Annotated in this window: 21 protein-coding genes and 1 pseudogene; 11 read left to right on the top strand and 11 right to left on the bottom strand. The window is 70.2% G+C overall.

The window, feature by feature from the left end; translation table 11 throughout:
* Window positions 1–209 precede the first annotated feature (209 nt).
* From clpB to ACTMTF_RS26560, 6 genes and pseudogenes are all read right to left on the bottom strand, one after another.
* Window positions 210–2780, bottom strand: coding sequence for an ATP-dependent chaperone ClpB (clpB, locus tag ACTMTF_RS26535; protein ID WP_441113102.1), 2571 nt, complete (start codon window positions 2778–2780; stop codon window positions 210–212).
* Window positions 2781–2847: 67 nt separating this feature from the next.
* A pseudogene (locus ACTMTF_RS26540) lies at window positions 2848–3135 on the bottom strand (heat shock protein transcriptional repressor HspR); the annotation flags it as partial.
* A gap of 3 nt (window positions 3136–3138) precedes the next feature.
* Window positions 3139–4326 carry a molecular chaperone DnaJ gene (gene dnaJ, locus ACTMTF_RS26545; RefSeq protein ID WP_441113103.1) on the bottom strand — a complete coding sequence of 396 codons (1188 nt, stop codon included), beginning with the start codon at window positions 4324–4326 and terminating at the stop codon, window positions 3139–3141.
* Between the two features lie 19 nt (window positions 4327–4345).
* Complete coding sequence (grpE, locus tag ACTMTF_RS26550) at window positions 4346–4936, bottom strand: nucleotide exchange factor GrpE (RefSeq protein ID WP_441113104.1); 591 nt, start codon at window positions 4934–4936, stop codon at window positions 4346–4348.
* A complete protein-coding gene (gene dnaK, locus ACTMTF_RS26555) occupies window positions 4936–6807 on the bottom strand; it encodes a molecular chaperone DnaK (RefSeq protein ID WP_441113105.1) in 1872 nt (623 codons plus the stop codon). The genes grpE and dnaK overlap by 1 nt, the downstream gene beginning before the upstream one ends.
* Before the next feature lie 144 nt (window positions 6808–6951).
* Entirely contained in the window at window positions 6952–7416 is a 465-nt protein-coding gene (locus tag ACTMTF_RS26560; RefSeq protein WP_441113106.1) for a hypothetical protein, read from the bottom strand.
* A 77-nt stretch (window positions 7417–7493) separates the two neighbouring features.
* Between ACTMTF_RS26560 and ACTMTF_RS26565 the strand changes: the two genes are divergently transcribed.
* Window positions 7494–8375: a proline dehydrogenase family protein gene (locus tag ACTMTF_RS26565; RefSeq protein WP_441113107.1), complete on the top strand. Its 882-nt coding sequence runs from the start codon at window positions 7494–7496 to the stop codon at window positions 8373–8375.
* Window positions 8376–8420: 45 nt separating this feature from the next.
* Entirely contained in the window at window positions 8421–9215 is a 795-nt protein-coding gene (gene proC, locus ACTMTF_RS26570) for a pyrroline-5-carboxylate reductase (protein ID WP_441113108.1), read from the top strand.
* A 62-nt stretch (window positions 9216–9277) separates the two neighbouring features.
* Here the strand turns inward: proC and ACTMTF_RS26575 are convergent, their stop codons facing one another.
* Together ACTMTF_RS26575 and ACTMTF_RS26580 are read right to left on the bottom strand one after the other, a co-directional pair.
* Window positions 9278–9946 (bottom strand): response regulator, encoded by a 669-nt coding sequence (locus ACTMTF_RS26575; RefSeq protein WP_441113109.1) that lies wholly within the window; start codon window positions 9944–9946, stop codon window positions 9278–9280.
* Entirely contained in the window at window positions 9943–11070 is a 1128-nt protein-coding gene (locus ACTMTF_RS26580) for a sensor histidine kinase (RefSeq protein ID WP_441113110.1), read from the bottom strand. Before ACTMTF_RS26580 ends, ACTMTF_RS26575 begins: the two co-directional genes overlap by 4 nt.
* 107 nt (window positions 11071–11177) lie before the next feature.
* On the opposite strand from ACTMTF_RS26580, the gene ACTMTF_RS26585 reads away from it, so the two are divergent.
* The 9 genes from ACTMTF_RS26585 (at window position 11178) to ACTMTF_RS26625 (ending at window position 18306) form a co-directional block, all read left to right on the top strand.
* On the top strand, window positions 11178–12341 hold the full coding sequence (locus ACTMTF_RS26585) for an acetoin utilization protein AcuC (RefSeq protein WP_441113111.1): 1164 nt from the start codon (window positions 11178–11180) through the stop codon (window positions 12339–12341).
* Between the two features lie 11 nt (window positions 12342–12352).
* Window positions 12353–13135 (top strand): phosphatase, encoded by a 783-nt coding sequence (locus ACTMTF_RS26590; protein WP_397005761.1) that lies wholly within the window; start codon window positions 12353–12355, stop codon window positions 13133–13135.
* A gap of 312 nt (window positions 13136–13447) precedes the next feature.
* Window positions 13448–13651 carry a helix-turn-helix domain-containing protein gene (locus tag ACTMTF_RS26595; protein ID WP_026214222.1) on the top strand — a complete coding sequence of 68 codons (204 nt, stop codon included), beginning with the start codon at window positions 13448–13450 and terminating at the stop codon, window positions 13649–13651.
* 180 nt (window positions 13652–13831) lie between these two features.
* Complete coding sequence (locus ACTMTF_RS26600; protein WP_018654693.1) at window positions 13832–13930, top strand: 30S ribosomal protein bS22; 99 nt, start codon at window positions 13832–13834, stop codon at window positions 13928–13930.
* A gap of 22 nt (window positions 13931–13952) precedes the next feature.
* On the top strand, window positions 13953–14948 hold the full coding sequence (locus tag ACTMTF_RS26605) for an NAD-dependent epimerase/dehydratase family protein (RefSeq protein ID WP_441113112.1): 996 nt from the start codon (window positions 13953–13955) through the stop codon (window positions 14946–14948).
* A 16-nt stretch (window positions 14949–14964) separates the two neighbouring features.
* Complete coding sequence (locus ACTMTF_RS26610) at window positions 14965–15798, top strand: lysophospholipid acyltransferase family protein (RefSeq protein WP_397005757.1); 834 nt, start codon at window positions 14965–14967, stop codon at window positions 15796–15798.
* 68 nt (window positions 15799–15866) lie between these two features.
* The gene (locus ACTMTF_RS26615; protein WP_441113113.1) at window positions 15867–16661 is read left to right on the top strand and encodes an SDR family NAD(P)-dependent oxidoreductase; all 795 of its coding nucleotides are present in this window, start codon (window positions 15867–15869) and stop codon (window positions 16659–16661) included.
* 71 nt (window positions 16662–16732) lie between these two features.
* Window positions 16733–17314 carry an RNA polymerase sigma factor gene (locus tag ACTMTF_RS26620; RefSeq protein ID WP_441113114.1) on the top strand — a complete coding sequence of 194 codons (582 nt, stop codon included), beginning with the start codon at window positions 16733–16735 and terminating at the stop codon, window positions 17312–17314.
* Window positions 17314–18306, top strand: coding sequence for an LCP family protein (locus ACTMTF_RS26625; protein ID WP_441113115.1), 993 nt, complete (start codon window positions 17314–17316; stop codon window positions 18304–18306). Before ACTMTF_RS26620 ends, ACTMTF_RS26625 begins: the two co-directional genes overlap by 1 nt.
* 57 nt (window positions 18307–18363) lie before the next feature.
* On the opposite strand, the gene ACTMTF_RS26630 is transcribed toward ACTMTF_RS26625, so the two are convergent.
* The 3 genes from ACTMTF_RS26630 to ACTMTF_RS26640 all read right to left on the bottom strand — a co-directional run bounded on the left by ACTMTF_RS26630 (window position 18364) and on the right by ACTMTF_RS26640 (window position 20599).
* Window positions 18364–19239: an HAD family hydrolase gene (locus tag ACTMTF_RS26630; RefSeq protein WP_397005749.1), complete on the bottom strand. Its 876-nt coding sequence runs from the start codon at window positions 19237–19239 to the stop codon at window positions 18364–18366.
* A gap of 14 nt (window positions 19240–19253) precedes the next feature.
* Complete coding sequence (locus ACTMTF_RS26635) at window positions 19254–19889, bottom strand: DUF5667 domain-containing protein (protein WP_441113116.1); 636 nt, start codon at window positions 19887–19889, stop codon at window positions 19254–19256.
* A gap of 71 nt (window positions 19890–19960) precedes the next feature.
* A complete protein-coding gene (locus ACTMTF_RS26640; protein WP_441113117.1) occupies window positions 19961–20599 on the bottom strand; it encodes a sigma-70 family RNA polymerase sigma factor in 639 nt (212 codons plus the stop codon).
* Window positions 20600–20685: the final 86 nt, after the last annotated feature.

Raw genomic sequence — 20685 nt, forward strand, 5'->3', positions numbered from 1 at the left:
TCGGATGCTCCGAGATGACACTTCACGTCCCCCTGATCGTTCTCGGTGATCTGACGAACGCTGAAGTTAGTCAGGGAGCCCACGCGCGTGAGGCGGCTTGTCCGAAGCCTGGAGCGAACCTTAAGGACCCGGCGCGGTGATGACCGGAGCGTGAAACGCCGACGCCCGGAGGCCGACCGGGCCTCCGGGCGCTCTTGGGATGGGCGGGATCAGCCCCGGCGGACCGTCAGCTCGTCGTCGCCGAGATCCACCAGGACCGTGTCGCCGTCGGCCACCGCGCCGGAGAGCACCGCCTTGGCCAGCTTGTCGCCGATGGCCGACTGGACCAGCCGTCGCAGCGGGCGCGCGCCGTACAGCGGGTCGTAGCCCGTCAGGGCCAGCCACTCGCGGGCGGCGGGCGTGACGTCCAGCGTCAGCCTGCGCTCGGACAGCCGCCGCGCGAGCCGGTCGACCTGCAGGTCGACGATCCTGGTCAGCTCCTCGGAGCCGAGGGCGTCGAACAGGATGACGTCGTCCAGCCGGTTGAGGAACTCCGGCTTGAACGCGCCCCTGACCGCGCTCATCACGGCCTCGCGCTTGGCCTCGCTCTCCAGCGTGGGATCGACGAGGAACTGCGAGCCCAGGTTGGAGGTGAGGATCAGGATCGTGTTGCGGAAGTCGACCGTGCGGCCCTGGCCGTCGGTGAGCCGCCCGTCGTCCAGCACCTGCAGCAGCACGTCGAAGACCTCAGGATGAGCCTTCTCCACCTCGTCCAGCAGCACCACGGTGTACGGGCGCCGCCTGACGGTCTCGGTGAGCTGGCCGCCCTCCTCGTAGCCGACGTAGCCGGGAGGCGCGCCGACGAGCCTGGCGACGCTGTGCTTCTCGGAGTACTCGCTCATGTCGATCCGGGTCATCGCCCGCTCGTCGTCGAACAGGAACTCCGCCAGCGCCTTGGCCAGCTCCGTCTTGCCGACTCCGGTGGGGCCCAGGAACAGGAACGAGCCCGTGGGCCTGTCGGGGTCGGCGATGCCCGCGCGGCTGCGCCGTACGGCGTCGGAGACGGCCTGTACGGCCTTGCGCTGGCCGATGAGGCGCTTGCCCAGCTCGTCCTCCATGCGCAGCAGCTTGGCCGTCTCCGCCTCCAGCAGGCGGCCCGCCGGGATGCCGGTCCAGGAGGAGATGACCTCGGCGATGTCGTCGGCGCCGACCTCCTCCTTCACCATGGCGTTCTCGTCCGGCGCGGCCTCGGAGGCGGCCTTGAGCGCCTGCTCCAGCCGGGGCACCTCGGCGTACATCAGCCGGGAGGCGTTCTCGAAGTCGCCGTCGCGCTGCGCCCGCTCGGCCGCGCCGCGCGCGTCGTCGAGCTGCTTCTTCAGCTCGCCGACCTTGTTGAGCCCGGACTTCTCGTGCTCCCAGCGGCCGACCAGGGCGTTGAGCTCCTCCTGACGGTCGGCCAGCTCCTGGCGCAGCCGTTCGAGCCGTTGCACGGAGGCCTCGTCGGTCTCCTTCGACAGCGCCAGCTCCTCCATCTTCATCCGGTCGACGTTGCGCTGGAGCTGGTCGATCTCCACCGGGCGGGAGTCGATCTCCATGCGCAGCCGCGAGGCGGCCTCGTCGACCAGGTCGATGGCCTTGTCCGGCAGGAAGCGGTTGGTGATGTAGCGGTCGGACAGGGCGGCGGCGGCCACCAGCGCGCCGTCGGAGATCTGCACCTGGTGGTGGCCCTCGTAGCGGCCCTTGAGCCCGCGCAGGATCGCGATCGTGTCCTCGACCGTGGGCTCGCCCACGTACACCTGCTGGAAGCGGCGCTCCAGCGCCGGGTCCTTCTCGATCCGCTCGCGGTACTCGTCGAGCGTGGTGGCGCCGATCATGCGCAGCTCGCCGCGGGCCAGCATCGGCTTGAGCATGTTGCCCGCGTCCATCGCGCCCTCGGCGGCCCCCGCGCCGACGACGGTGTGCAGCTCGTCGATGAACGTGACGACCTGCCCGTCGCTCTCCTTGATCTCCGAGAGCACGGCCTTGAGCCGCTCCTCGAACTCGCCCCGGTACTTGGCGCCCGCCACCATCGCGCCCAGGTCGAGCCCGATCAACCGTTTGTTGCGCAGCGACTCGGGCACGTCACCGGCCACGATCCGCTGGGCCAGGCCCTCCACGACGGCCGTCTTGCCGACGCCCGGCTCGCCGATCAGCACCGGGTTGTTCTTGGTCCGGCGGCTGAGCACCTGGACCACGCGGCGGATCTCGGAGTCACGGCCGATGACCGGGTCGAGCTGGCCGCTGCGGGCCTGCTCGGTCAGGTCGACGCCGTACTTCTGCAGCGCCTGGTAGGTGTCCTCGGGGGTCTCGCTGGTGACGCGGGCGTGGCCGCGTACCTTCTCGAAGGCGTCGAGCAGCGCCTGCGGGGTCGCGCCGTGCGACTTGAGCAGCTCGGAGATCGGGCCGCCGTCGGCGGCCAGGCCCACGAGCAGGTGCTCGGTGGAGACGTAGAGGTCCTCCAGCCGGTTGGCGTGCTGGGCGGCGGTGTTCATCACGGTCAGGAGGTGGCGGGAGCTCGACGGCGCGCTCACGGTCGAGCCCTGCGCCTTGGGCAGCGCGGCGAGCTGCTCCTCGGCCTTGGCCCGGAGCGTGCGCCAGTCGGCCCCGACCACTTCGAGCAGCGGGATGGCGGTGCCGCCCGTCTGGGAGAGCAGGGTCGTCAGCAGGTGTGCCGGAGCGATCTCCGGGTTGCCCTCCGCGGCGGCACGCCGCATGGCGCCCGAGAGCGCCTCCTGACTCTTCTGGGTGAGCTTGTAGTCCATCTTTCTAGGCCCCCGGTGGCAGCTCGTAGCGGATCAGCGCCCTGACCATCTGCATCTCGGCGCGCAGCCGGTGAACCTCCTCACGCAGCCGCAGCGCGTCGTTCTCCAGCTCCAGGATCCGCTTGATGCCGGCGAGGTTGATGCCCTCCTCCTGGGAGAGCCGCTGCACCTCGCGCAGCTGGATGATGTCGCGTGTCGAATAGAGGCGGCCGCGCCCCGCCGTGCGGCCGGGGCAGACCAGTCCGAGCCGGTCATACTGCCGCAACGTCTGCGGGTGGAGCCCCGACAACTGCGCGGCCACCGAGATCACGTAGACGGGAGTGTCATCTGACAGGTCGAAATAGTTGGCGTCCATCGGCTACTCGCTTCTGGCCCTCTGGATGAGATCAGCCCGCGGGTCCTCGGCCGCGGTGGCGGTGTTGAACTCGTTGAGGAGCTCGCGTGACTTGTCATCCAGGGTCTTCGGCACGACCACCTCGACCGTGGCGAGCAGGTCGCCCATGGTGCCGTCCTTGCGCGTGACTCCTCTGCCGCGCACCCGGAAGGTCCGCCCGTTGGGCGTGCCCGGGGGAATGCGCAGCGTGACCGGCATGCCCTTGAGGATCGGCACCTTGATCTCGGCGCCGAGAGCGGCCTCGGTGAACGTCACGGGCACGGTCACCGTCAGGTTGTCGCCCGTCCTGCCGAACACGGCGTGCGGCTTGACGTGCGTCTGGATGTAGAGGTCGCCGGCCGGACCGCCGTTCTCGCCCGGCGCGCCCTTGGCCTTGAGCTTGACCCGCTGGCCGTCGGCCACCCCCGCCGGGATGCGCGCCTGGATGGTGCGGGTGCTCTTGGCCCGGCCGCTGCCCTCGCACACGGGGCAGGGGTCGTCCACGAGCAGCCCGCGGCCCTTGCAGTCGCGGCAGGGCTCGGAGAAGGCGAAGTTGCCCAGGTTACGGCTGGCCGCCCCGGTGCCCTCGCAGGTCGGGCAGACCCGCGGGGTGGTGCCGGCCTTGGCGCCCGTCCCGCTGCAGGCGGTGCACGCCGCCGAGCTGGTCAGCCGCAGGGACACGGTGGCCCCCTCGACCGCCTCCCTGAACGACAGCGTCACCTCGGACTCGATGTCCTGCCCGCGGCGCGGCCTGGTCGTGGTGGAGGTGCGGGTCGTGCCGCCGCCACCACGGTTGAACAGTCCGCCGAACAGGTCGCTGAAGCGCTCCCCGGTGCCCTGCCCGCCCTGCTGCTGCCCGGCGGTGCCGCCGAACAGGTCCCCGAAGTCGAACGGGAAGCCGCCACCGCCAGGCGCCCGCTGGCCGCCCACCCCGGACCCGAACAGCGTGCGCGCCTCGTCGTACTCCTTGCGGCGCTTGCTGTCGGACAGGACGTCGTAGGCCTCGGAGACCTCCTTGAACTTGGTCTCCTTGGTCGCGTCACCCTGGTTGGTGTCGGGGTGGTACTGCCTGGCCAGCTTGCGGTAGGCCTTCTTGATCTCGTCGGCGGTGGCTGACTTGGGCACACCAAGGACGGCGTAGTAGTCCTTCTCCAGGTAGTCCTTGGTGCTCATCTACGGCCCTTCGTGCTCGTCAGTTTTCGTCTTCGTCGGACGCCGAAGGGGCGTCCCCCGGCTCTGCCACGGCGACCCGCGCCGGGCGCAGCACCCTGTCACCCATCCGGTAACCGGGCTGCAGCACCTCGATCGCGGTCGGCTCGGTCACATCCGGCGAGTAGCTGTGCATCAGCGCCTCGTGGATCACGGGGTCGAACGGGTCGCCCTTCTGGCCGAAGGGGTTGAGACCGAGCTTGGTGAGCGCCGCCTCCAGTGACTCTGCCACCTTCGCGAAGCCACCGGTGAGCTCGCCGTGATCGCGAGCCCTGCCGATGTCGTCGAGCACCGGGAGCAGCTCCGTGAGGGCGCCCGCGATGGCCTGCTCGCGGACGACGATCCGGTCACGCTCCACGCGCCTGCGGTAGTTGGTGTATTCGGCCTGGACACGCTGCAGGTCGGCGGTCCGCTCGGCGAGCTGCGCCGACAGCTCGCCGTCGGCCGGCGCGGGCGCCTCGGGCTCGACGGCGGGACCACCGTCGGCCTGCACCCGCGCCTCGCCCGTCTCCGGGTCGATCTTGCGGTTGTCGCGGATCACCGGCTCCTCGTGCCCGTTGTCACGCGGCGGCATCACTTGTCCTTCTTCGGCTGGTCTTCGTCGACGATCTCGGCCTCGACGACGTCGTCGTCCGCGGCCTTCTGCTCCTGGCCGGGCGTGGCGTCCTGGGGAGCGCCGTCACCGCCGGAGGCCTGCTGGCCCTGGGCGTAGATGGCCGAGCCCATCTTCTGGCTGACCGTGGCGAGCTTCTCCGCCGAGGTGCGGATCACGTCGGTGTCGGTGCCCTCAAGAGCCTTCTTCAGCTCGCTGAGCGCGTCGTTCACCTCGGTCTTGATGTCGCCGGGGACCTTGTCGTCGTTCTCGCGGAGGAACTTCTCCGTCTGGTACGCCAGGCCGTCGGCGTTGTTGCGGACCTCGGCCTCCTCGCGGCGCTTCTTGTCCTCCTCGGCGTAGGACTCGGCCTCGCGCATCATCCGCTCGATGTCGTCCTTCGGCAGCGCGGAGCCGCCGGTGATCGTCATCGTCTGCTCCTTGCCCGTGCCCAGGTCCTTGGCCGAGACGTTGACGATGCCGTTGGCGTCGATGTCGAAGGTGACCTCGATCTGCGGGATGCCGCGCGGCGCCGGGGCGATGCCGGTCAGCTCGAACGTGGCGAGCTTCTTGTTGTACGAAGCGATCTCGCGCTCGCCCTGGTAGACCTGGATCTGCACCGACGGCTGGTTGTCCTCGGCCGTGGTGAAGACCTCGGAGCGCTTGGTCGGGATCGTCGTGTTGCGCTCGATGATCTTGGTGAAGATGCCGCCCTTGGTCTCGATGCCCAGCGACAGCGGGGTCACGTCGAGCAGCAGGACGTCCTTGACCTCACCCTTGAGCACACCGGCCTGCAGGGCGGCGCCGATGGCGACGACCTCGTCCGGGTTGACGCCCTTGTTGGGCTCCTGGCCGCCGGTCAGCTCCTTGACGAGTTCGGAGACGGCGGGCATGCGGGTCGAGCCGCCGACCATCACGACGTGCGCGATGTCGGAGACCTTGATGCCGGCGTCCTTGATGACCTGGTTGAACGGGCCCTTGGCGCGCTCGAGCAGGTCGGCCGTCAGCCGCTGGAACTCCGCCCGGGTCAGCTTCTCGTCGAGGTGCAGCGGGCCCTCGGCGGAGGCCGTGATGTAGGGCAGGTTGATGTTGGTCTCGGACTGGCTGGACAGCTCGATCTTGGCCTTCTCCGACGCCTCACGCAGGCGCTGAAGGGCCATCTTGTCCTTGGCCAGGTCCACGCCGTGGGCGTTCTTGAACCGCTTGACCAGCTCGTCGACGACCCGCTGGTCCCAGTCGTCGCCACCGAGGTGGTTGTCGCCGCTGGTGGCCTTGACCTCCACGAAGCCGTGGCCGTCCTCCTGGCCGACGTCGAGCAGGGACACGTCGAAGGTGCCGCCGCCGAGGTCGAAGACCAGGATCGTCTGGTCCTTCTCCTTGTCGAGCCCGTAGGCCAGGGCCGCCGCGGTCGGCTCGTTGATGATGCGGAGCACGTTGAGGCCCGCGATCGTGCCGGCCTCCTTGGTGGCCTGCCGCTGGCTGTCGTTGAAGTAGGCCGGGACGGTGATCACGGCGTCGGTGATCTTCTCGCCCAGGTAGGCCTCGGCGTCCTGCTTGAGCTTCTGCAGCACGAAGGCGCTGATCTGCTGCGGCGAGAACTTCTTGCCGTCGATCTCCTGCGACCAGTTGGTGCCCATCTCGCGCTTGACCGAGCGGATCGTCCGGTCCACGTTGGTGACGGCCTGCCGCTTGGCGACCTCACCGACCAGGACCTCGCCGTTCTTCGCGAAGGCGACCACGGACGGCGTGGTCCGCGAGCCCTGCGCATTGGCGATGACGGTGGGCTCACCGCCCTCGAGGATGGAGACGACGGAGTTGGTCGTCCCAAGGTCGATACCTACCGCACGTGCCATGAGTACGTCCTTGTAGTCAAAGTTGAGTCGGTCAGACTCAACGTACGAATGCCTGCTGTCTTTGTCAAACGACTTGAGCCTATCCGACTCAACCCCTGAGATGGCGGAATAGTTCCCGCTGTCGTGACAAGCAGGCAGACGTGCTCAGGACTTGGCGCCGTCCACGATCTTGCGATCGCCGAGGGGGGACTTGAGCTTGACCGTGGTGGTCTTCTCCACCGCGATCATGATGCAGGAGAGGTCCTCCGCCTTGGGAGCGGCGCCCTCGTACAGGGTGATGGTGACCCGCTTGCCGGTCTCCTTGACCTTCACCCGGTCGAGCACCGTGCACGGCTCCACGCCCGACCACCAGACGAGCCGCACCTTGCGGCCCTTGGACACCGGCTTGGCGGAGGTCCAGCGGGCCTTACGGGTGTTGATCGCGTTGCCGACCGGCTTGACCTGCTTCGGGCCCTTGGTCGGCGGTGTGCTCGTCGGCACCTCGGTGCTGGACACCGGCGTGGCGGGCGTGGTGGAAGCGGCCTGCCGCACCGGGGTCGTCGTGCCGCAGCCAGCCGCGAGCACCAGGCATCCGGCCAGGAAAGTCGTCGTCGCTGTTCGCATACCCATACGACGAATGTGACAGCCGACCGGTTCAGTCGGCGAATCCCCGCGGCCGCGGGCATCGGTGAAGTTAGGGTGATGACGTGCTGCGTCAGGCTCTTCTCGCCATCTCCCGGAGCGATCGCGCCGAGCGCGTCGTGTCCACCTCGCCGCTGACCGCGGACGTGGTCAGGCGCTACGTCGCCGACGACGTCGGCCGGGTCGTCGACGAGCTGACCCGCAAGGGCCTGCTCGTCAGCGTCGACCACCTCGGCGAGGACGTCCACGACAGGACCCAGGCGGAGCGGGCCGTGCAGGCCTACCTGGCCCTGCTCGACCGCCTCCCCGAAGGCGCCGACGTGTCGGTCAAGCTGACCGCGCTCGGGCTGCGCCTGTCCGAGCAGCTCGCCCTCGACAATGCGGCCACCATCTGCGAGCACGCCGTGCCCAGGGGCATCACGCTGACCCTCGACGCCGAGGAGCACGACACCATCGCCGGGCTCCACTCCATCCACGCCACGCTCCGCAAGGAGCACCCGGACGTGGGCGTCGTGGTGCAGGCCTACCTGCGCGACTCGGTCGAGCGCTGCCACCGGCTGGACGGGGCCAGGGTGCGCCTGTGCAAGGGCGCCTACACGGCTCCCGGCGCGCACACCTCGGCGGCCGACATCGACCGCTCCTTCGCGCGCTGCCTGCGCGTGCTGATGGCCGGCACCGGCTACCCCATGGTCGCCACGCACGACCCCCGGCTGGTGCGCATCGCCGCCGCGCTGGCGGTGCTCGAAGAGCGCGACCAGTCCGGCTTCGAGTACCAGATGCTGTACGGCGTGCGTCCGGACGAGCAGGAGCGCCTGGCGGCCGAGGGCGCGAGGGTGCGCGTCTACGTGCCCTACGGTGCCGACTGGTATCCCTATCTGATGCGCCGCCTGGCCGAGCGCCCCGCCAACCTGGCCTTCTTCGCCCGGTCGCTGCTGACGCGCGGCTAGCCGCCGGTAGGCTGCGGCCAGCGTCGACCAGGTGAGAGGCAGAAGATGATCGCGATTCTGGGCACCGGCAAGATGGGCGAGGCCCTGCTGTCCGGGTTGCTGCGGGCGGGGTTCAAGCCGGGCGAGATCCTGGCCACCGTGCGCCGGCCGGAGCGCGCGGTGGCGCTCCGGGAGACCTACGGGGTCCGCACGGTGTCCAACATCGAGGCCGCCAAGTCCGCCGACACCCTGGTGCTGGCGGTCAAGCCGCAGGACATGGCGGCGCTGCTGGCCGAGATCGCCCCCTACGTGCCGGCCGACCGCCTGGTGATCTCCGCGGCGGCGGGCATCACCACGGCCTTCGTCGAGCAGCGCCTAGGCGTCGAGGCGCCCGTGGTCAGGGTGATGTCCAACACGCCCATCCGCTTCGACGAGGCGATGAGCTGCATCTCGGCCGGCTCCCACGCGGGGGAGGAGCACCTGCGGCGCACCGAGGGCCTGCTCGACCCCGTCGGCAAGGTGCTGCGCATCCCCGAGTCGCAGCAGGACGCTGCCACGGCGCTGTCGGGCAGCGGCCCCGCCTACTTCTTCTACCTGGTCGAGGCCATGGTGGACGCGGGCATCCTGCTCGGCATGCCGAGGGCCTCGGCGCTCGACATGGTCACCCAGTCGATCGTGGGCGCGGCGGTGATGCTGCGCGACTCGGGCGAGCATCCGGTGATCCTGCGCGAGGCCGTCACCTCCCCGGGAGGCACCACCATCGCGGCGATCGCCGAGCTGGAGCGGCACAGCGTCCGCGCCGCCTTCCTGGCCGCCATCGAGGCGGCCCGCGACCGTGGCCGCGAGCTCGCCTCCGGCTGAGACGCCGCGTTCGGGCGGGGTGACCGGGGCGACCGGAGCGGCCTCGGATCGAGGCCGGTGGACTACTCGCCGGGGGTGATCAGGGCGGCCTCGTAGGCCACGATCACGGCCTGTGCCCGGTCCCGGACGCCGATCTTGGCGAACAGGCTGGTCACATGGTTCTTGACGGTCGAGGCCGCGACGCCGAGCCGCTCGGCGATCTCGGTGTTGGACAGGCCGCGCGCGATCAGCACCAGGATCTCCCGCTCACGCTCGGTGAGCCGGGCCAGCGCGTCCCGGTGCGGCGGCGGGGTGACACGACGCCGCTCGGGAGCCCGTACGAACGTGCCGATCAGACCGGTGAGCAGGCGCGGCGCGACCGCGGCCTCGCCCCGGTGCACCACGCGCACGCCCTCCACCAGCTCCTCCGGCGAGACGTCCTTGGGCAGGAAGCCGCAGGCGCCCGCCCGCAGCGCCGCGACCACGTTCTCGTCCAGGTCGAACGTGCTCAGCGCGAGCACGCGCACGCCGGGGAGCTCGCCGGTGATCTGCTCGGTGGCGCGCACCCCGTCGACGCCGGGCATGTGCAGGTCCATCAGCACCACGTCGGGGTCGAGCCGTCTGCTCAGCCGCACCGCCTCCGCGCCGTCCGCCGCCTCGCCGACGACGGTCAGGTCCGGCTGCGCGTCGAGCATCAGCCTGAAACCCTTGCGAACCAGCTCGTGGTCGTCCACCAGCAGCACCGTGATCATTTCTTCTCCAGGGGGATGCGCGCGCACACGCGGAAGCCGCCCTGCGAGCGCGGGCCGGTCCATAAGTCCCCGCCGCACAGCGCCACCCGCTCGGCCATGCCGCTCAGGCCGAAGCCCGTGGACGCGGGCAGCTTGGCGGCGCCGTCGTCGACCACCTCGACCTCGATCGCCGTGGGGTCGTAGGTCAGCAGGACGCTGGCGCGGGCGCCGACCGTGTGCTTGCGGGTGTTGGTCAGGGCCTCCTGGACGATCCGGTAGACGGCGTGGTCCACGGCGGTGGGCAGGGTCACGGGCTCACCCGTCACGGTCAGGCTGGCGGGCAGTCCGGCGGTCCTGGCCTCGTCCACCAGCGCCGGCAGCCGGGCGGCGCCCACCCCGGTCGCGGCGTCGGCGGCGCTGCCCCCGTCGGCTCTGAGCACGTCCAGGAGCTGGCGCATCTCCGCCAGGGCCTGGCGGGCCGTCTCCTCCGCGCCCGTCAGCGCCTCACGGGTGACGTCCTGTCCCGGGGGCAGCGTGGCCCTGGCGCCGCCGACGAGGGCGTTGATGACGCTCAGGTGGTGGGCCACCACGTCGTGCAGTTCCCTGGCGATCCGCCGCCGCTCGGCCCGTACGGCGCTGTCGGCCATCTCGCGCTGCGCGCGCTCCCTCAGCTCGGCCCGCACCCGCACGAGCTGACCGAAGCCGACCGGGATGAGGGTCACGAACACGCCGGTCGGCCAGGACCCCGACGCCGGGGCGAACAGCGCGAGGCCGGTCGCGTAGAGGGCGCCGCCGAGCGTCGCGGCGATCAGCGCGGTGCGGCCCCGCGTGTAGCGGCCCACGCTGTAGAACGCGATCGTCGCGGCGAGGTTGCCGCTGCCGGTGAGGCCGGTCGCCAGGCCGGCGAGGTCGAGGAAGGTCACCGGACCGGCGGCGAGCAGCGGCCGGGTCCGCCGCACCAGCAGGGGGAGCATGGAGACGACGAGGAGCGCGGCGCCCATGGCGGCGTCGGGGTGCCCTTCCGACCAGGAGAGGACGGCGCCGATGGTCGCCGGCACGGTCACCACGATGACGAGCAGGGCGTCGAAGACCCGTGGGCGGCGGAAGAATCGCCATGCGGCCTGAAATGGACGCACGAAGCGCATGATCAGAGGCTACGCGATGTTTCCTCGCCGTTGCCGGGCGATCCGCCTGGACGGCGGCCGTTGACGCTGCGGTAACGTCACCTCAAGGCGAGGGAAACGGAGCAGGCATGAGCCAGTCGGCGCGGGTCATCTGGGACGACGCCCTCACCTCCTACGATTTCGGTCCCGCACATCCACTCGCCCCCGTCAGGGTCGAGCTGACGATGGCGCTGGCCAGGGATCTCGGCGTGCTCGACAAGATCGAGATGGGCGGTTGCGAGCTGGCCACGGACGACGAGCTGGCCCTGGTGCACGATCCCGCCTACATCGAGGCCGTCAAGCGCGTCTCGGCCTCCGGCCGGGCGGACCTGGCGGTGGGGCTCGGCACGACGGACAACCCGGCGTTCGCCGGGGTGCACGAGGCCTCCGCGCTGATCGCGGGCGCCTCGCTGGCCGCGGCCCGCGCGGTCTACGACGGCTCGGTGGAGCACGCGGTCAATGTCGCGGGCGGGCTGCACCACGCGATGCCCGGCTCGGCCAGCGGCTTCTGCGTCTACAACGACCCGGCGCTGGCCATCGCCTGGCTGCTGGAGCAGGGCGTGGAACGGATCGCCTACGTGGACGTGGACGTGCACCACGGCGACGGGGTGCAGGCGATGTTCTACGACGACCCCCGGGTGCTGACCATCAGCCTGCACGAGAGCCCGCTCACGCTGTTCCCCGGCACGGGCTCGGCCGGCGAGACGGGCGCCCAGGGCAGCGCGGTCAACGTGGCGCTGCCCGCGGGCTGCGGCGACCCCGGCTGGCTGCGGGCCTTCGACGCCGTCGTCCCGCCGCTGCTGCGCGAGTTCCGGCCGGACTTCCTGGTGACCCAGCACGGATGCGACAGCCACGCGCTGGACCCGCTCGCCCACCTGATGCTCAGCGTCGACGGCCAGCGGACCGCCTACGCGGCGCTGCACCGCCTGGCGCACGAGACGGCCGGCGGCCGCTGGATCGCGACCGGCGGTGGCGGCTACGAGCTCGTGCAGGTCGTGCCGCGGGTGTGGACCCACCTGATCGCCGAGTTGTCGGGCCACCCGCTCGACCCGGCCACCCCGACGAGCGAGAACTGGCGCCGGCTCGTACGGGAACGTACGGGGGAGGTGCCCCCGCTGACCATGACGGACGGTAGAAACCCGGAATTTCAGGATCTATCCCGTGGTTATGATCCAGCGGACCCCATCGACCGTGCGGTCATGGCGACCCGGCATGCGGTTTTCCCCCTGCACGGCCTCGACCCGATGCCCTAAGGACCCGAAAAGTGCTGAGCCGCGACGAACTCCGCGAGCATCTGATCCACAGCCGCATCGCCGGCGACGTCGCGACCGCGCGCGAGAACAACCTGGACCACTACAGCTCGCTGGCCAACCAGGACCCCTACTACATGCTGGGCCTGACCTTCGAGCAGCGGTGGACGTTCCGCGACGTGCTGGCGCTGATGGCCAAGGCCGCCGGCGTGGTCGCCGACCCCGGTCACCGCTGGGGCCAGGACACCATCGACCCCGACCGCACCATCGACGCGCTCGACGCCATGGCCGACCGGATCGCCGCCGCGCTGTCGGCGGAGCGGCCGCGGGTGCTGTTCGCCACCGGGCACCCCACCGGCCTGCTGGCCGTGCACCTGCCGCTCGCCAGGCTCGCGCTGGAGTGCGGGGCGAGCCTGCTGACGCCCGCCGAGGGCTGGGCCTACTCCGGGTCGGGTTTCGGCCGGCCGCGCCGGATCCGCTACCTGGGCGATGTGGCGATGCTCGACGAGAAGGGCGCGTTCGTGCACACGCATGACGCGGCCCCGATGGAGCACATGCTGGCCGAGCTCGGTGAGGCGCACCCGGACCTGGTTATCGCCGACCACGGGTGGGCAGGGGCCGCTGGAGAGGCGGGAGTGCCCACTGTGGCTTTCGCCGACAGTAACGACCCCGGGCTCTTCGTCGGAGAGGCCGAGGGCAAGATCGATGTGGTGGTGCCGCTTGACGACAATGTGCTACCGCGTTATTACACGCCGTTGACCGAGCGCTTGGTCACAAGAGTCACACGAGCCCTATGAGTTGAAATCGGTCATCCCGATACCGTCTTTTCGCGCCTGCATTCCAAGAGGCTCGCCGTCCCTTTGCCAACTTTTGATGAGGCCTGGGCGACTCTTATGGGTGACAGGTTGCACAGGTTCAGGGTTCAGGCGAGGGGCTCGATCCGGCGGCTGGCCAGGGAGTTTGCTGGTTCTGCTGACAGGCGACTCCGCGGACTGAGAAACTAGGGGGTTTGCGCACTCGGAGTCCCGACTTACGCTGACGGCAGTACACGTGCGTGAGCAATGGCACCAGTGGGGATAACCCGGAAACACGTGCGGAAGAGGCGTCCGATGGGTGCAGGCGAAAGACCTCTCAGCGAGGTGAAGTTCCTGACGGTGGCCGAAGTGGCCACGGTCATGCGAGTGTCGAAGATGACCGTTTACCGACTCGTGCACTCGGGCGAGTTGCCGGCCATCCGCGTCGGCCGCTCGTTCAGAGTGCCTGAACAGGCGGTGCACGACTATCTTCGCGAGGCCTACATCGAGGCAGGCTGAAACTGGAGTAGCGGCGCGCCGTGAGCACGCCGTGAATACCGTCGCGGGAGAGGCCCGGCCGACACTCGAGCGGCCGGGCTCTCACCCCGGGGGGCGATCCACCGCCGATCGCCGGTAGTCTGGCACCCGGTGTGCGCTCGCACACCGATTCAGACGTGTGATCAGTTACCTGGGGGTCCCGTGGGCTCTGTTATCAAGAAGCGCCGCAAGCGGATGGCCAAGAAGAAGCACCGCAAGCTGCTCAAGAAGACGCGCATCCAGCGGCGTAACAAGAAGTAGTCGACGCAGCTGCGAGGCGCTGATGACCCACACCGTGCTAGTCACCGGGGTCTCGCGCCACATCGGCGCACGGGTGGCGAGTGTTCTCGCGGCGGACCCGGACGTCAGCCGCGTCATCGGAGTGGACACCGTGCCGCCGCCCTCGCTGACCCGTGATGGCGGCGCCTCCCTGGGCCGGACGGAGTTCGTCCGGGTCGATCTGCGCAGCCCCGACATCGCCCAGGTGATCGCGGCCGCCGACATCGACACCGTGGTCCACATGAGCCTGGTGAGCGCCCCCTCCAGGGGCACCGGCCGGGCCGCCATGAAGGAGCACAACGTCATCGGCACCATGCAGTTGCTCGGTGCCTGCCAGCGCTCCGCGACCGTGCGGCGCGTGGTCGTCCGCTCGACCACGGCCGTCTACGGATCCTCTCCCAGGGATCCGGCGGTGTTCACCGAGGACCTGGAGCCGCACGACGGCCCCAGCCACGGCTACGCCAAGGACGCGGCCGAGGTCGAGGGCTACGTGCGCGGTTTCGCGCGCCGGCGTCCCGACGTCAGCGTGTCGCTGCTGCGCTTCGCCAACTTCATGGGGCCGGGCGTGGACTCGCCGCTGACCCGTTACTTCACCCAGCCGGTGCTGCCGACCGTGTTCGGCTTCGATCCGCGGCTGCAGTTCGTCCATGAGGACGACGCGGTCGAGGTGCTGCGCCGGATGGCGAAGGAAGATCACCCCGGCACGTTCAACGTGGCCGGGGCGGGCGTGTTGCTGCTGTCGCAGTGCGCCCGCAGGGCGGGGCGGCTGTCGCTGCCGCTGCTGTCCCCCGCGGTCCGGATGCTGGGCGCCGTGGTGCGCCGGACCGGGCTGGTCGACTACTCACCCGAGCAGCTGCGCCTGATGAGCCACGGCCGCGTGGTCGACTCCGGCGCCCTGGAGGCCGAGCTGGGCTGGAAGCCGAAGTTCGGCACGGGCGCGGCGTTCGACGACTTCCTGCGCTCGCGCGGGCTGCGCCCGTTCGGGGAAGAGCGCCGGTGAGTGGGGAAGAGCGCCGGTGAGCGGCCCCGACGAGCTGCTGGCCTTCCTGCGCAGGCGGGTCACCGGCGACTACGAAGTGGACGAGTTCGGCTACGACGCCGAGCTGACCGACAAGGTGCTGCTCGAACTGCTGCGGCCGCTCTATCACCGCTGGTTCAGGGCCGAGACGCTGGAGCTGGAGCACGTGCCCCCGGAAGGCGGCGCGCTCATCGTCGCCAATCACGCGGGCACCCTGCCGGTCGACGCGCTGATGCTGCAGGTGGCGCTGCACGACGAGGCGGACCGGGCGCTGCGACTGCTCGGCGCCGACCTGGTCTACCAGCTCCCGATGCTGAGCCACCTGTCACGCAAGACCGGGCACACGCTGGCCTGCCCTGAGGACGCCGACCGGCTGCTGCGCAAGGGCGAGCTGGTGGGGGTGTTCCCCGAAGGCTTCAAGGGCGTCGGCAAGCCCTTCTCCGAGCGCTACAAGCTGCAGCGGTTCGGCCGGGGCGGTTTCGTCGCCGCGGCCATCCGAGCCGGGGTGCCGATCGTGCCGACCGCCATCGTCGGCTCCGAGGAGATCTACCCCAAGATCGGCGACCTGCCGTCCCTGGCCCGGCTGCTCGGTCTGCCCTACCTGCCGATCACGCCGTTCTTCCCGCTGCTCGGGCCGCTGGGCCTGGTGCCGCTGCCGTCGAAGTGGCTGATCGAGTTCGGCGAGCCGATCAGGACCGACGACCACGATCCGTCCGCCGCCGACGATCCGATGCTGGTGTTCAACCTCACCGACCAGATCCGCGAGGTCATCCAGCGCATGCTCGACCAGCTCAGACTGCGGCGCGGGCACGCCTTCCCGCCCTTCCTCTAGCCCGCTGCAACCACCGCCGCCCGACCGGTGTTCTCCTCCCTGACAGCGCACACTGAAGGGGAAACATCATGGATCTGCAGCTTTCCGGCCGCGTCGCCCTGGTCACCGGCGCGTCCAAGGGCATCGGCCTGGCCATCGCCAGGACCCTCGCCGAGGAGGGCGCGCACGTCGTGGCCGTCTCCCGTACCTCTCCCGGTGAGCTGCCCGGCAAGGTGGTGCACGTACCGGCCGATCTGATGGACCCGCAGGCCCCGGCCAAAGTGGTGGCACGCGCGGTCGAGGAGTTCGGCGGGCTCGACATCCTCGTCAACAACGCCGGCGGTCCGCCGCCCGGGGTGTCCCTGCCCAGGGTGGGCTTCCTGGCCCCGGACGACGCTGAGTGGCAGAAGATGTTCGAGTTCAACCTGTTCTCCGCCGTACGGGCCATTCGCGCGGCCGTGCCGGTCATGCTGAGCCGTGGCGGCGGCTCGATCGTCAACATCTCCTCCACCATGGCCGTGCAGCCCGGCGCGATGAACGTCGACTACGGCGCCGCCAAGGCGGCCATGAACCACCTCGGCAAGTCCCTGTCGGAGGAGTACGGCCCGCAGGGCATCAGGATCAACACCGTCTCGCCCGGCCCGGTGCTCACCGACTGGTGGACCAAGAACGGCGGCGCGGCCGAGATCATCGGCGGTTTCGCCGGGGCCGACCGGGACAGCGTGATCGCTCAGGTGGCGCCCGAGATGATGCGCCTGGTCACCGGCCGCCTCGTGGACCCGCAGGAGGTCGCCGACGCGGTGGTGCTGCTCGCCTCGCCGCGCTCGGGCAGCACCACGGGTGCCGACTTCATGATCGACGGCGGCTCCCGCAAGGAGCTGTGACCGCCCGCGTGAACCACGATGGTGGGTTGTGGCAAGACATCTTCGACTGATTCCCCCACAGAAGGGCGGAGATGATCACGCAACCCGCCATCCAGGGCGCGGACGCTGAGCTCATCAGCGCCTCCTGGTCTCAGCCGGAGGCGTTCGCCGAGCTGTTCGACCGCTACTCCGCCATGCTCTACAGGTACGTCTCCAAACGGCTCGGCCCCGAGCCCGCCGAGGACCTCGTCGGTGAGACGTTCCTGGTCGCCTTCTCCCGCAGGAAGAGCTACGACCTCGGCTATCCCGACGCCAGGCCGTGGCTCTTCGGCATTCTCACCAAGCTCATCTCCCGGCACCACCGCACCGAGGCGGCCCGCTACAAGGCGCTGCGGCGCGCGCCGATCGACCTCGACGTGGAGTCGCCCGCCGACCGGGTGGCCGCGGGGGTGACCGCGCGGGCGGCCGGGCCCGCCCTCGCCGGCGCGCTGGCCGCGCTGCCCGCCAAGGACCGCGACGTTCTCCTGCTCATCGCCTGGGGCGATCTGACGTACGAAGAGGCCGCGCAGGCGCTCGGCATCCCGATCGGCACCGTGCGCTCCCGCCTCAACAGGGGCAGGCGGAAGGTACGCGCGGCGCTGGGCGACACCAATCCAATGCGGGGGCAGGAGTGATGATGGACGACGACCTGAGGATGCTCCGCGACTTCGGCGAGCGGCTGGAGCACGAGCCCCCGACGACGCTGGCGCGCCAGCGTGAGCGCGTGCTGCGGGCCGGGCCGCGCCGCAGGGGGTTCGGCTGGACGATGACGGCCCTGGTCGCCGTCGTGACCGCGGCGGTGGTCGCCGTGCCCACGCTGCTGATCGGCGGCTGGGACACCGTCCGCCCGCCGGCGGGCCAGCGCCCCGCCGAGGTGACCGGCGCGTTGAACGTGCTGCTGGTCGGCACCGACAACCGGGCGGGCTCGGCGCAGTTCGACCAGGGGACCCGCACCGACACGATGATCGTGCTGCACCTGCCGGCCGACCGGAAGAAGGTCACGGCCGTCAACATCCCCCGGGATTCGATCGTCAAGATCCCGCGGTGCGGCTCCCAGGCCGCCCGCACCGACATGATCAACTCCGCCTTCGACCGTGGCGGGCTGACCTGCGCGGTGAAGACCGTGGAAACGCTGACCGACGTACGGATCGACTACATGGTCGAGGTCGACTTCGCCGGGTTCAAGCGGCTCGTGGACGCGATCGGCGGGGTCGAGGTCACGCTGGCGCGGCCGGTGGACGACCCGAAGTCGAAGCTGAGGCTCCCAGCGGGCAAGAGTGTCCTCGACGGAGAGCAGGCGCTCGGCTACATGCGGCTGCGTGACTATGGCGACGGTTCGGACCTGCAGCGGATCAAGCGCCAGCAGAAACTCATCCAGGCGATGGCGAAGAAGGTCAGGCAGACCCTCGACGACCCGGCCGAGCTGCGCGCCTTCCTGACCATGGCGGCGAAGTCGGTCAAGACCGACGAGGCGCTGGACGTGGAGACCATGATCGGGCTCGCCACGAGCCTGGAGGGAGCTTCGGCGACCTTCCTCACGGTTCCCTGGCAGCCTCATCCCCAGGACCAGAACAGGATCCAGTGGAAACAGCCGGAGGCGGACCGCCTGTTCGACACCCTGAGGTGAACCGCCCCCGGTCAGCGGGTGGCCCGGGCGGCCGGGCCACTCCGGAGGCGGGCCGGGTCAGCGGGTGGAGCGGTAGAGCTTGCGCAGGGCGAGACCGGCGGCCACGCCGCCGGCCACCGCGCCCACGCCGGCCGCGATGGGCAGCGCGGTCAGCGTCGCCTTGCGGCCGGTGCGGAAGTCCTTGATCTCCCAGTCGTGCTTCCTGGCGTGCTCGCGCAGCTCGCTGTCGGGGTTGATGGCCACCGCGTGACCGGCCAGCGACAGCATGGGCAGATCGTTGGCCGAGTCGCTGTAGGCGGTGCACCGGGTCAGGTCGAGGCCCTCGCGGCGGGCCAGCGCCCGCACCGCCTCGGCCTTGGCCGGGCCGTGCAGCAGGTCGCCGACCAGGCGCCCGGTGTAGATGCCGTCCGTGGTCTCGGCCACGGTGCCGAGCGCCCCGGTCAGGCCCAGCCGCTGGGCGATCACTCGCGCCAGCTCCACCGGCGTGGCGGTGACCAGCCAGACCCGCTGGCCCTGGTCCAGGTGGCTCTGCGCGAGCGCCCTGGTGCCGCCCCAGATGCGGTCGGCCATGACCTCGTCGTAGATCTCCTCGCCGAGCCGTACGACGTCGTCGACCTTGGCGCCCGCCACGAACGCCAGCGCGGTCTCGCGGGCGACGGCGATGTGCTCGGGATTCTCGTTGCCGCGCAGCCGGAACACCGCCTGCCCGATGGCGAACTTGAACAGGTCGGTGGTGTTGAACATGCCCCGCGTCGACAGGCCCCTGGCGAAGTGGTAGATCGACGCGCCGCGCATCATCGTGTTGTCGACGTCGAAGAAGGCCGCGGCCTGGAGGTCGGGCTCGGTCGGGGGCGCGACGACAGCGGCTGCCGCTGCGACCTCACCGGCGATCTCCGCCTCGGACTGCTGCCGTCGTCGAATTAGCCGCCACATGGGCTTCAGCCTACCTAGCTCGGAGCGGCGAGCCCGTCGATGTAGTCCAGGTAGCCGACGGCCTGGTCCTCTTCCACACCGTCGAGCTGCTCGAGCATCGGCTCCACCATGTTGCGCTGGTCCTCGGCGAAACGGTCGATCTTCGGTGAGCGCGGCTCGGCGCGTCGCAGCCTGGTGATGCCGGCGCGGGTCGACTGCTCCATGTCCTTGAGCGTCCTGCGGACCAGCGGCCCGGCGCTGGAGGAGCCGAGGAGCTGGGCGACCTCCTCCGCCCGGGTCTTGGCCGAGACGAGCTCGCGCTCGCCGCGCACGACGTCGTCGGTGCTGAGCCGGACCAGGGTGCTCTCCGCCGCGCGCTTGAGCGGGTAGAGGGTGTCGCCGGGCACCGCGTGGTAGGTGGCGAACGCTGCCAGCAGCATGGCGGCCACCAGGCCGATCGGGGCGATCGGGGCGGACAGGGACCGCTTGGGCCGGGGCCGCCGGTGGGTGCGCCGGACCGGCCGTACCGGCTCCTCGCCGGGCTGGGCGGAGGTGAGCCGCTCGCGCAGGCGCGCGCGGAAGGCCGCGTCCGGGCCCCCACCGCGGGACAGCGCTCCCAGCTCTGTGAGGTGACCGAGCACGCGCTCCTGTGCCCTGCGCGCCCTACCCATGACCGCTCCCTGACGCCCCCGCGAATCGTTGCTGTGGTGACACCTGCCTAACGACGTCGCGCGCCGCGAGGTTACGCAAGGTCGTGTTTGAGAGCTCTGGCCAATGTACGGATCGCGCGGAACTGCAGTGCTTTGATCGCTCCACTCTTCTTTCCCATGATGAGCGCGGTTTCCGCGAGCGACAGCCCGTGCAGGAAGCGCAGGACCACGCACTCCTGCTGCTCGGGGTTGAGATCCCGGACGGCGCGGAGCACCCGGTCGTTGATGATGGCCGTCACCACGGCGTTCTCCGGGATGTGCGCTCCTTCGAGGGGAACGTCGATCACTTCTCCGGTGGAGACCTCCAGGCGATAGCGGCCGGATTTGAAATGGTCGGTGACCAGGTTCCTGGCGATGGTCACGAGCCAGGCGCCGAAGTCACGGCCCTGCCACGTGAAGTCGGCGATTCGGCGCAGTGCGCGCAGGAAGGTCTCGCTGGTGAGATCCTCGGCGAGCGGATGGGAGCCGACCCGAAAGTAGATGTAGCGATAGACGAGATCCACATAGCGGTCATAGAGCGTGCCAAAGGCATCCGTGTCCCCGGTCTTCGCGTGGAGGACCAGGGTGCGCAGGTCGTCGGTGACGTCCGCACGCACGGCAAGCTCGGTCGTCCGGGCAGAGCCAGCCGTTGCTGGCGTGAGCAGCCCGGAGAACGGCCACGAGTCAGGCATCCGGTATCCCTAGGGCTAAGGGGTGCGCCGTGCTCGAACACTCTAGAAATCAACCGGAAATTCCACAATCCGCATCCTCCTTGCAT

Origin of the sequence: Nonomuraea sp. ZG12 (genome assembly GCF_052068115.1) — a bacterium.
Lineage (GTDB): Bacteria > Actinomycetota > Actinomycetes > Streptosporangiales > Streptosporangiaceae > Nonomuraea.

What these genes read in the sequence shown, in the direction of transcription:
- ACTMTF_RS26595 (WP_026214222.1), top strand. Translation starts at nt 13,448, where the DNA reads ATGGGTGCAGGCGAAAGACCTCTCAGCGAGGTGAAGTTCCTGACGGTG.
- ACTMTF_RS26620 (WP_441113114.1), top strand. Translation starts at nt 16,733, where the DNA reads ATGATCACGCAACCCGCCATCCAGGGCGCGGACGCTGAGCTCATCAGC.
- ACTMTF_RS26575 (WP_441113109.1), bottom strand. Translation starts at nt 9,946, where the DNA reads ATGATCACGGTGCTGCTGGTGGACGACCACGAGCTGGTTCGCAAGGGT.
- proC (WP_441113108.1), top strand. Translation starts at nt 8,421, where the DNA reads ATGATCGCGATTCTGGGCACCGGCAAGATGGGCGAGGCCCTGCTGTCC.
- dnaK (WP_441113105.1), bottom strand. Translation starts at nt 6,807, where the DNA reads ATGGCACGTGCGGTAGGTATCGACCTTGGGACGACCAACTCCGTCGTC.
- ACTMTF_RS26640 (WP_441113117.1), bottom strand. Translation starts at nt 20,599, where the DNA reads ATGCCTGACTCGTGGCCGTTCTCCGGGCTGCTCACGCCAGCAACGGCT.
- ACTMTF_RS26585 (WP_441113111.1), top strand. Translation starts at nt 11,178, where the DNA reads ATGAGCCAGTCGGCGCGGGTCATCTGGGACGACGCCCTCACCTCCTAC.
- ACTMTF_RS26580 (WP_441113110.1), bottom strand. Translation starts at nt 11,070, where the DNA reads ATGCGCTTCGTGCGTCCATTTCAGGCCGCATGGCGATTCTTCCGCCGC.
- clpB (WP_441113102.1), bottom strand. Translation starts at nt 2,780, where the DNA reads ATGGACTACAAGCTCACCCAGAAGAGTCAGGAGGCGCTCTCGGGCGCC.
- ACTMTF_RS26615 (WP_441113113.1), top strand. Translation starts at nt 15,867, where the DNA reads ATGGATCTGCAGCTTTCCGGCCGCGTCGCCCTGGTCACCGGCGCGTCC.
- ACTMTF_RS26605 (WP_441113112.1), top strand. Translation starts at nt 13,953, where the DNA reads ATGACCCACACCGTGCTAGTCACCGGGGTCTCGCGCCACATCGGCGCA.
- ACTMTF_RS26625 (WP_441113115.1), top strand. Translation starts at nt 17,314, where the DNA reads ATGATGGACGACGACCTGAGGATGCTCCGCGACTTCGGCGAGCGGCTG.
- ACTMTF_RS26560 (WP_441113106.1), bottom strand. Translation starts at nt 7,416, where the DNA reads ATGGGTATGCGAACAGCGACGACGACTTTCCTGGCCGGATGCCTGGTG.
- grpE (WP_441113104.1), bottom strand. Translation starts at nt 4,936, where the DNA reads ATGCCGCCGCGTGACAACGGGCACGAGGAGCCGGTGATCCGCGACAAC.
- ACTMTF_RS26635 (WP_441113116.1), bottom strand. Translation starts at nt 19,889, where the DNA reads ATGGGTAGGGCGCGCAGGGCACAGGAGCGCGTGCTCGGTCACCTCACA.
- dnaJ (WP_441113103.1), bottom strand. Translation starts at nt 4,326, where the DNA reads ATGAGCACCAAGGACTACCTGGAGAAGGACTACTACGCCGTCCTTGGT.
- ACTMTF_RS26630 (WP_397005749.1), bottom strand. Translation starts at nt 19,239, where the DNA reads ATGTGGCGGCTAATTCGACGACGGCAGCAGTCCGAGGCGGAGATCGCC.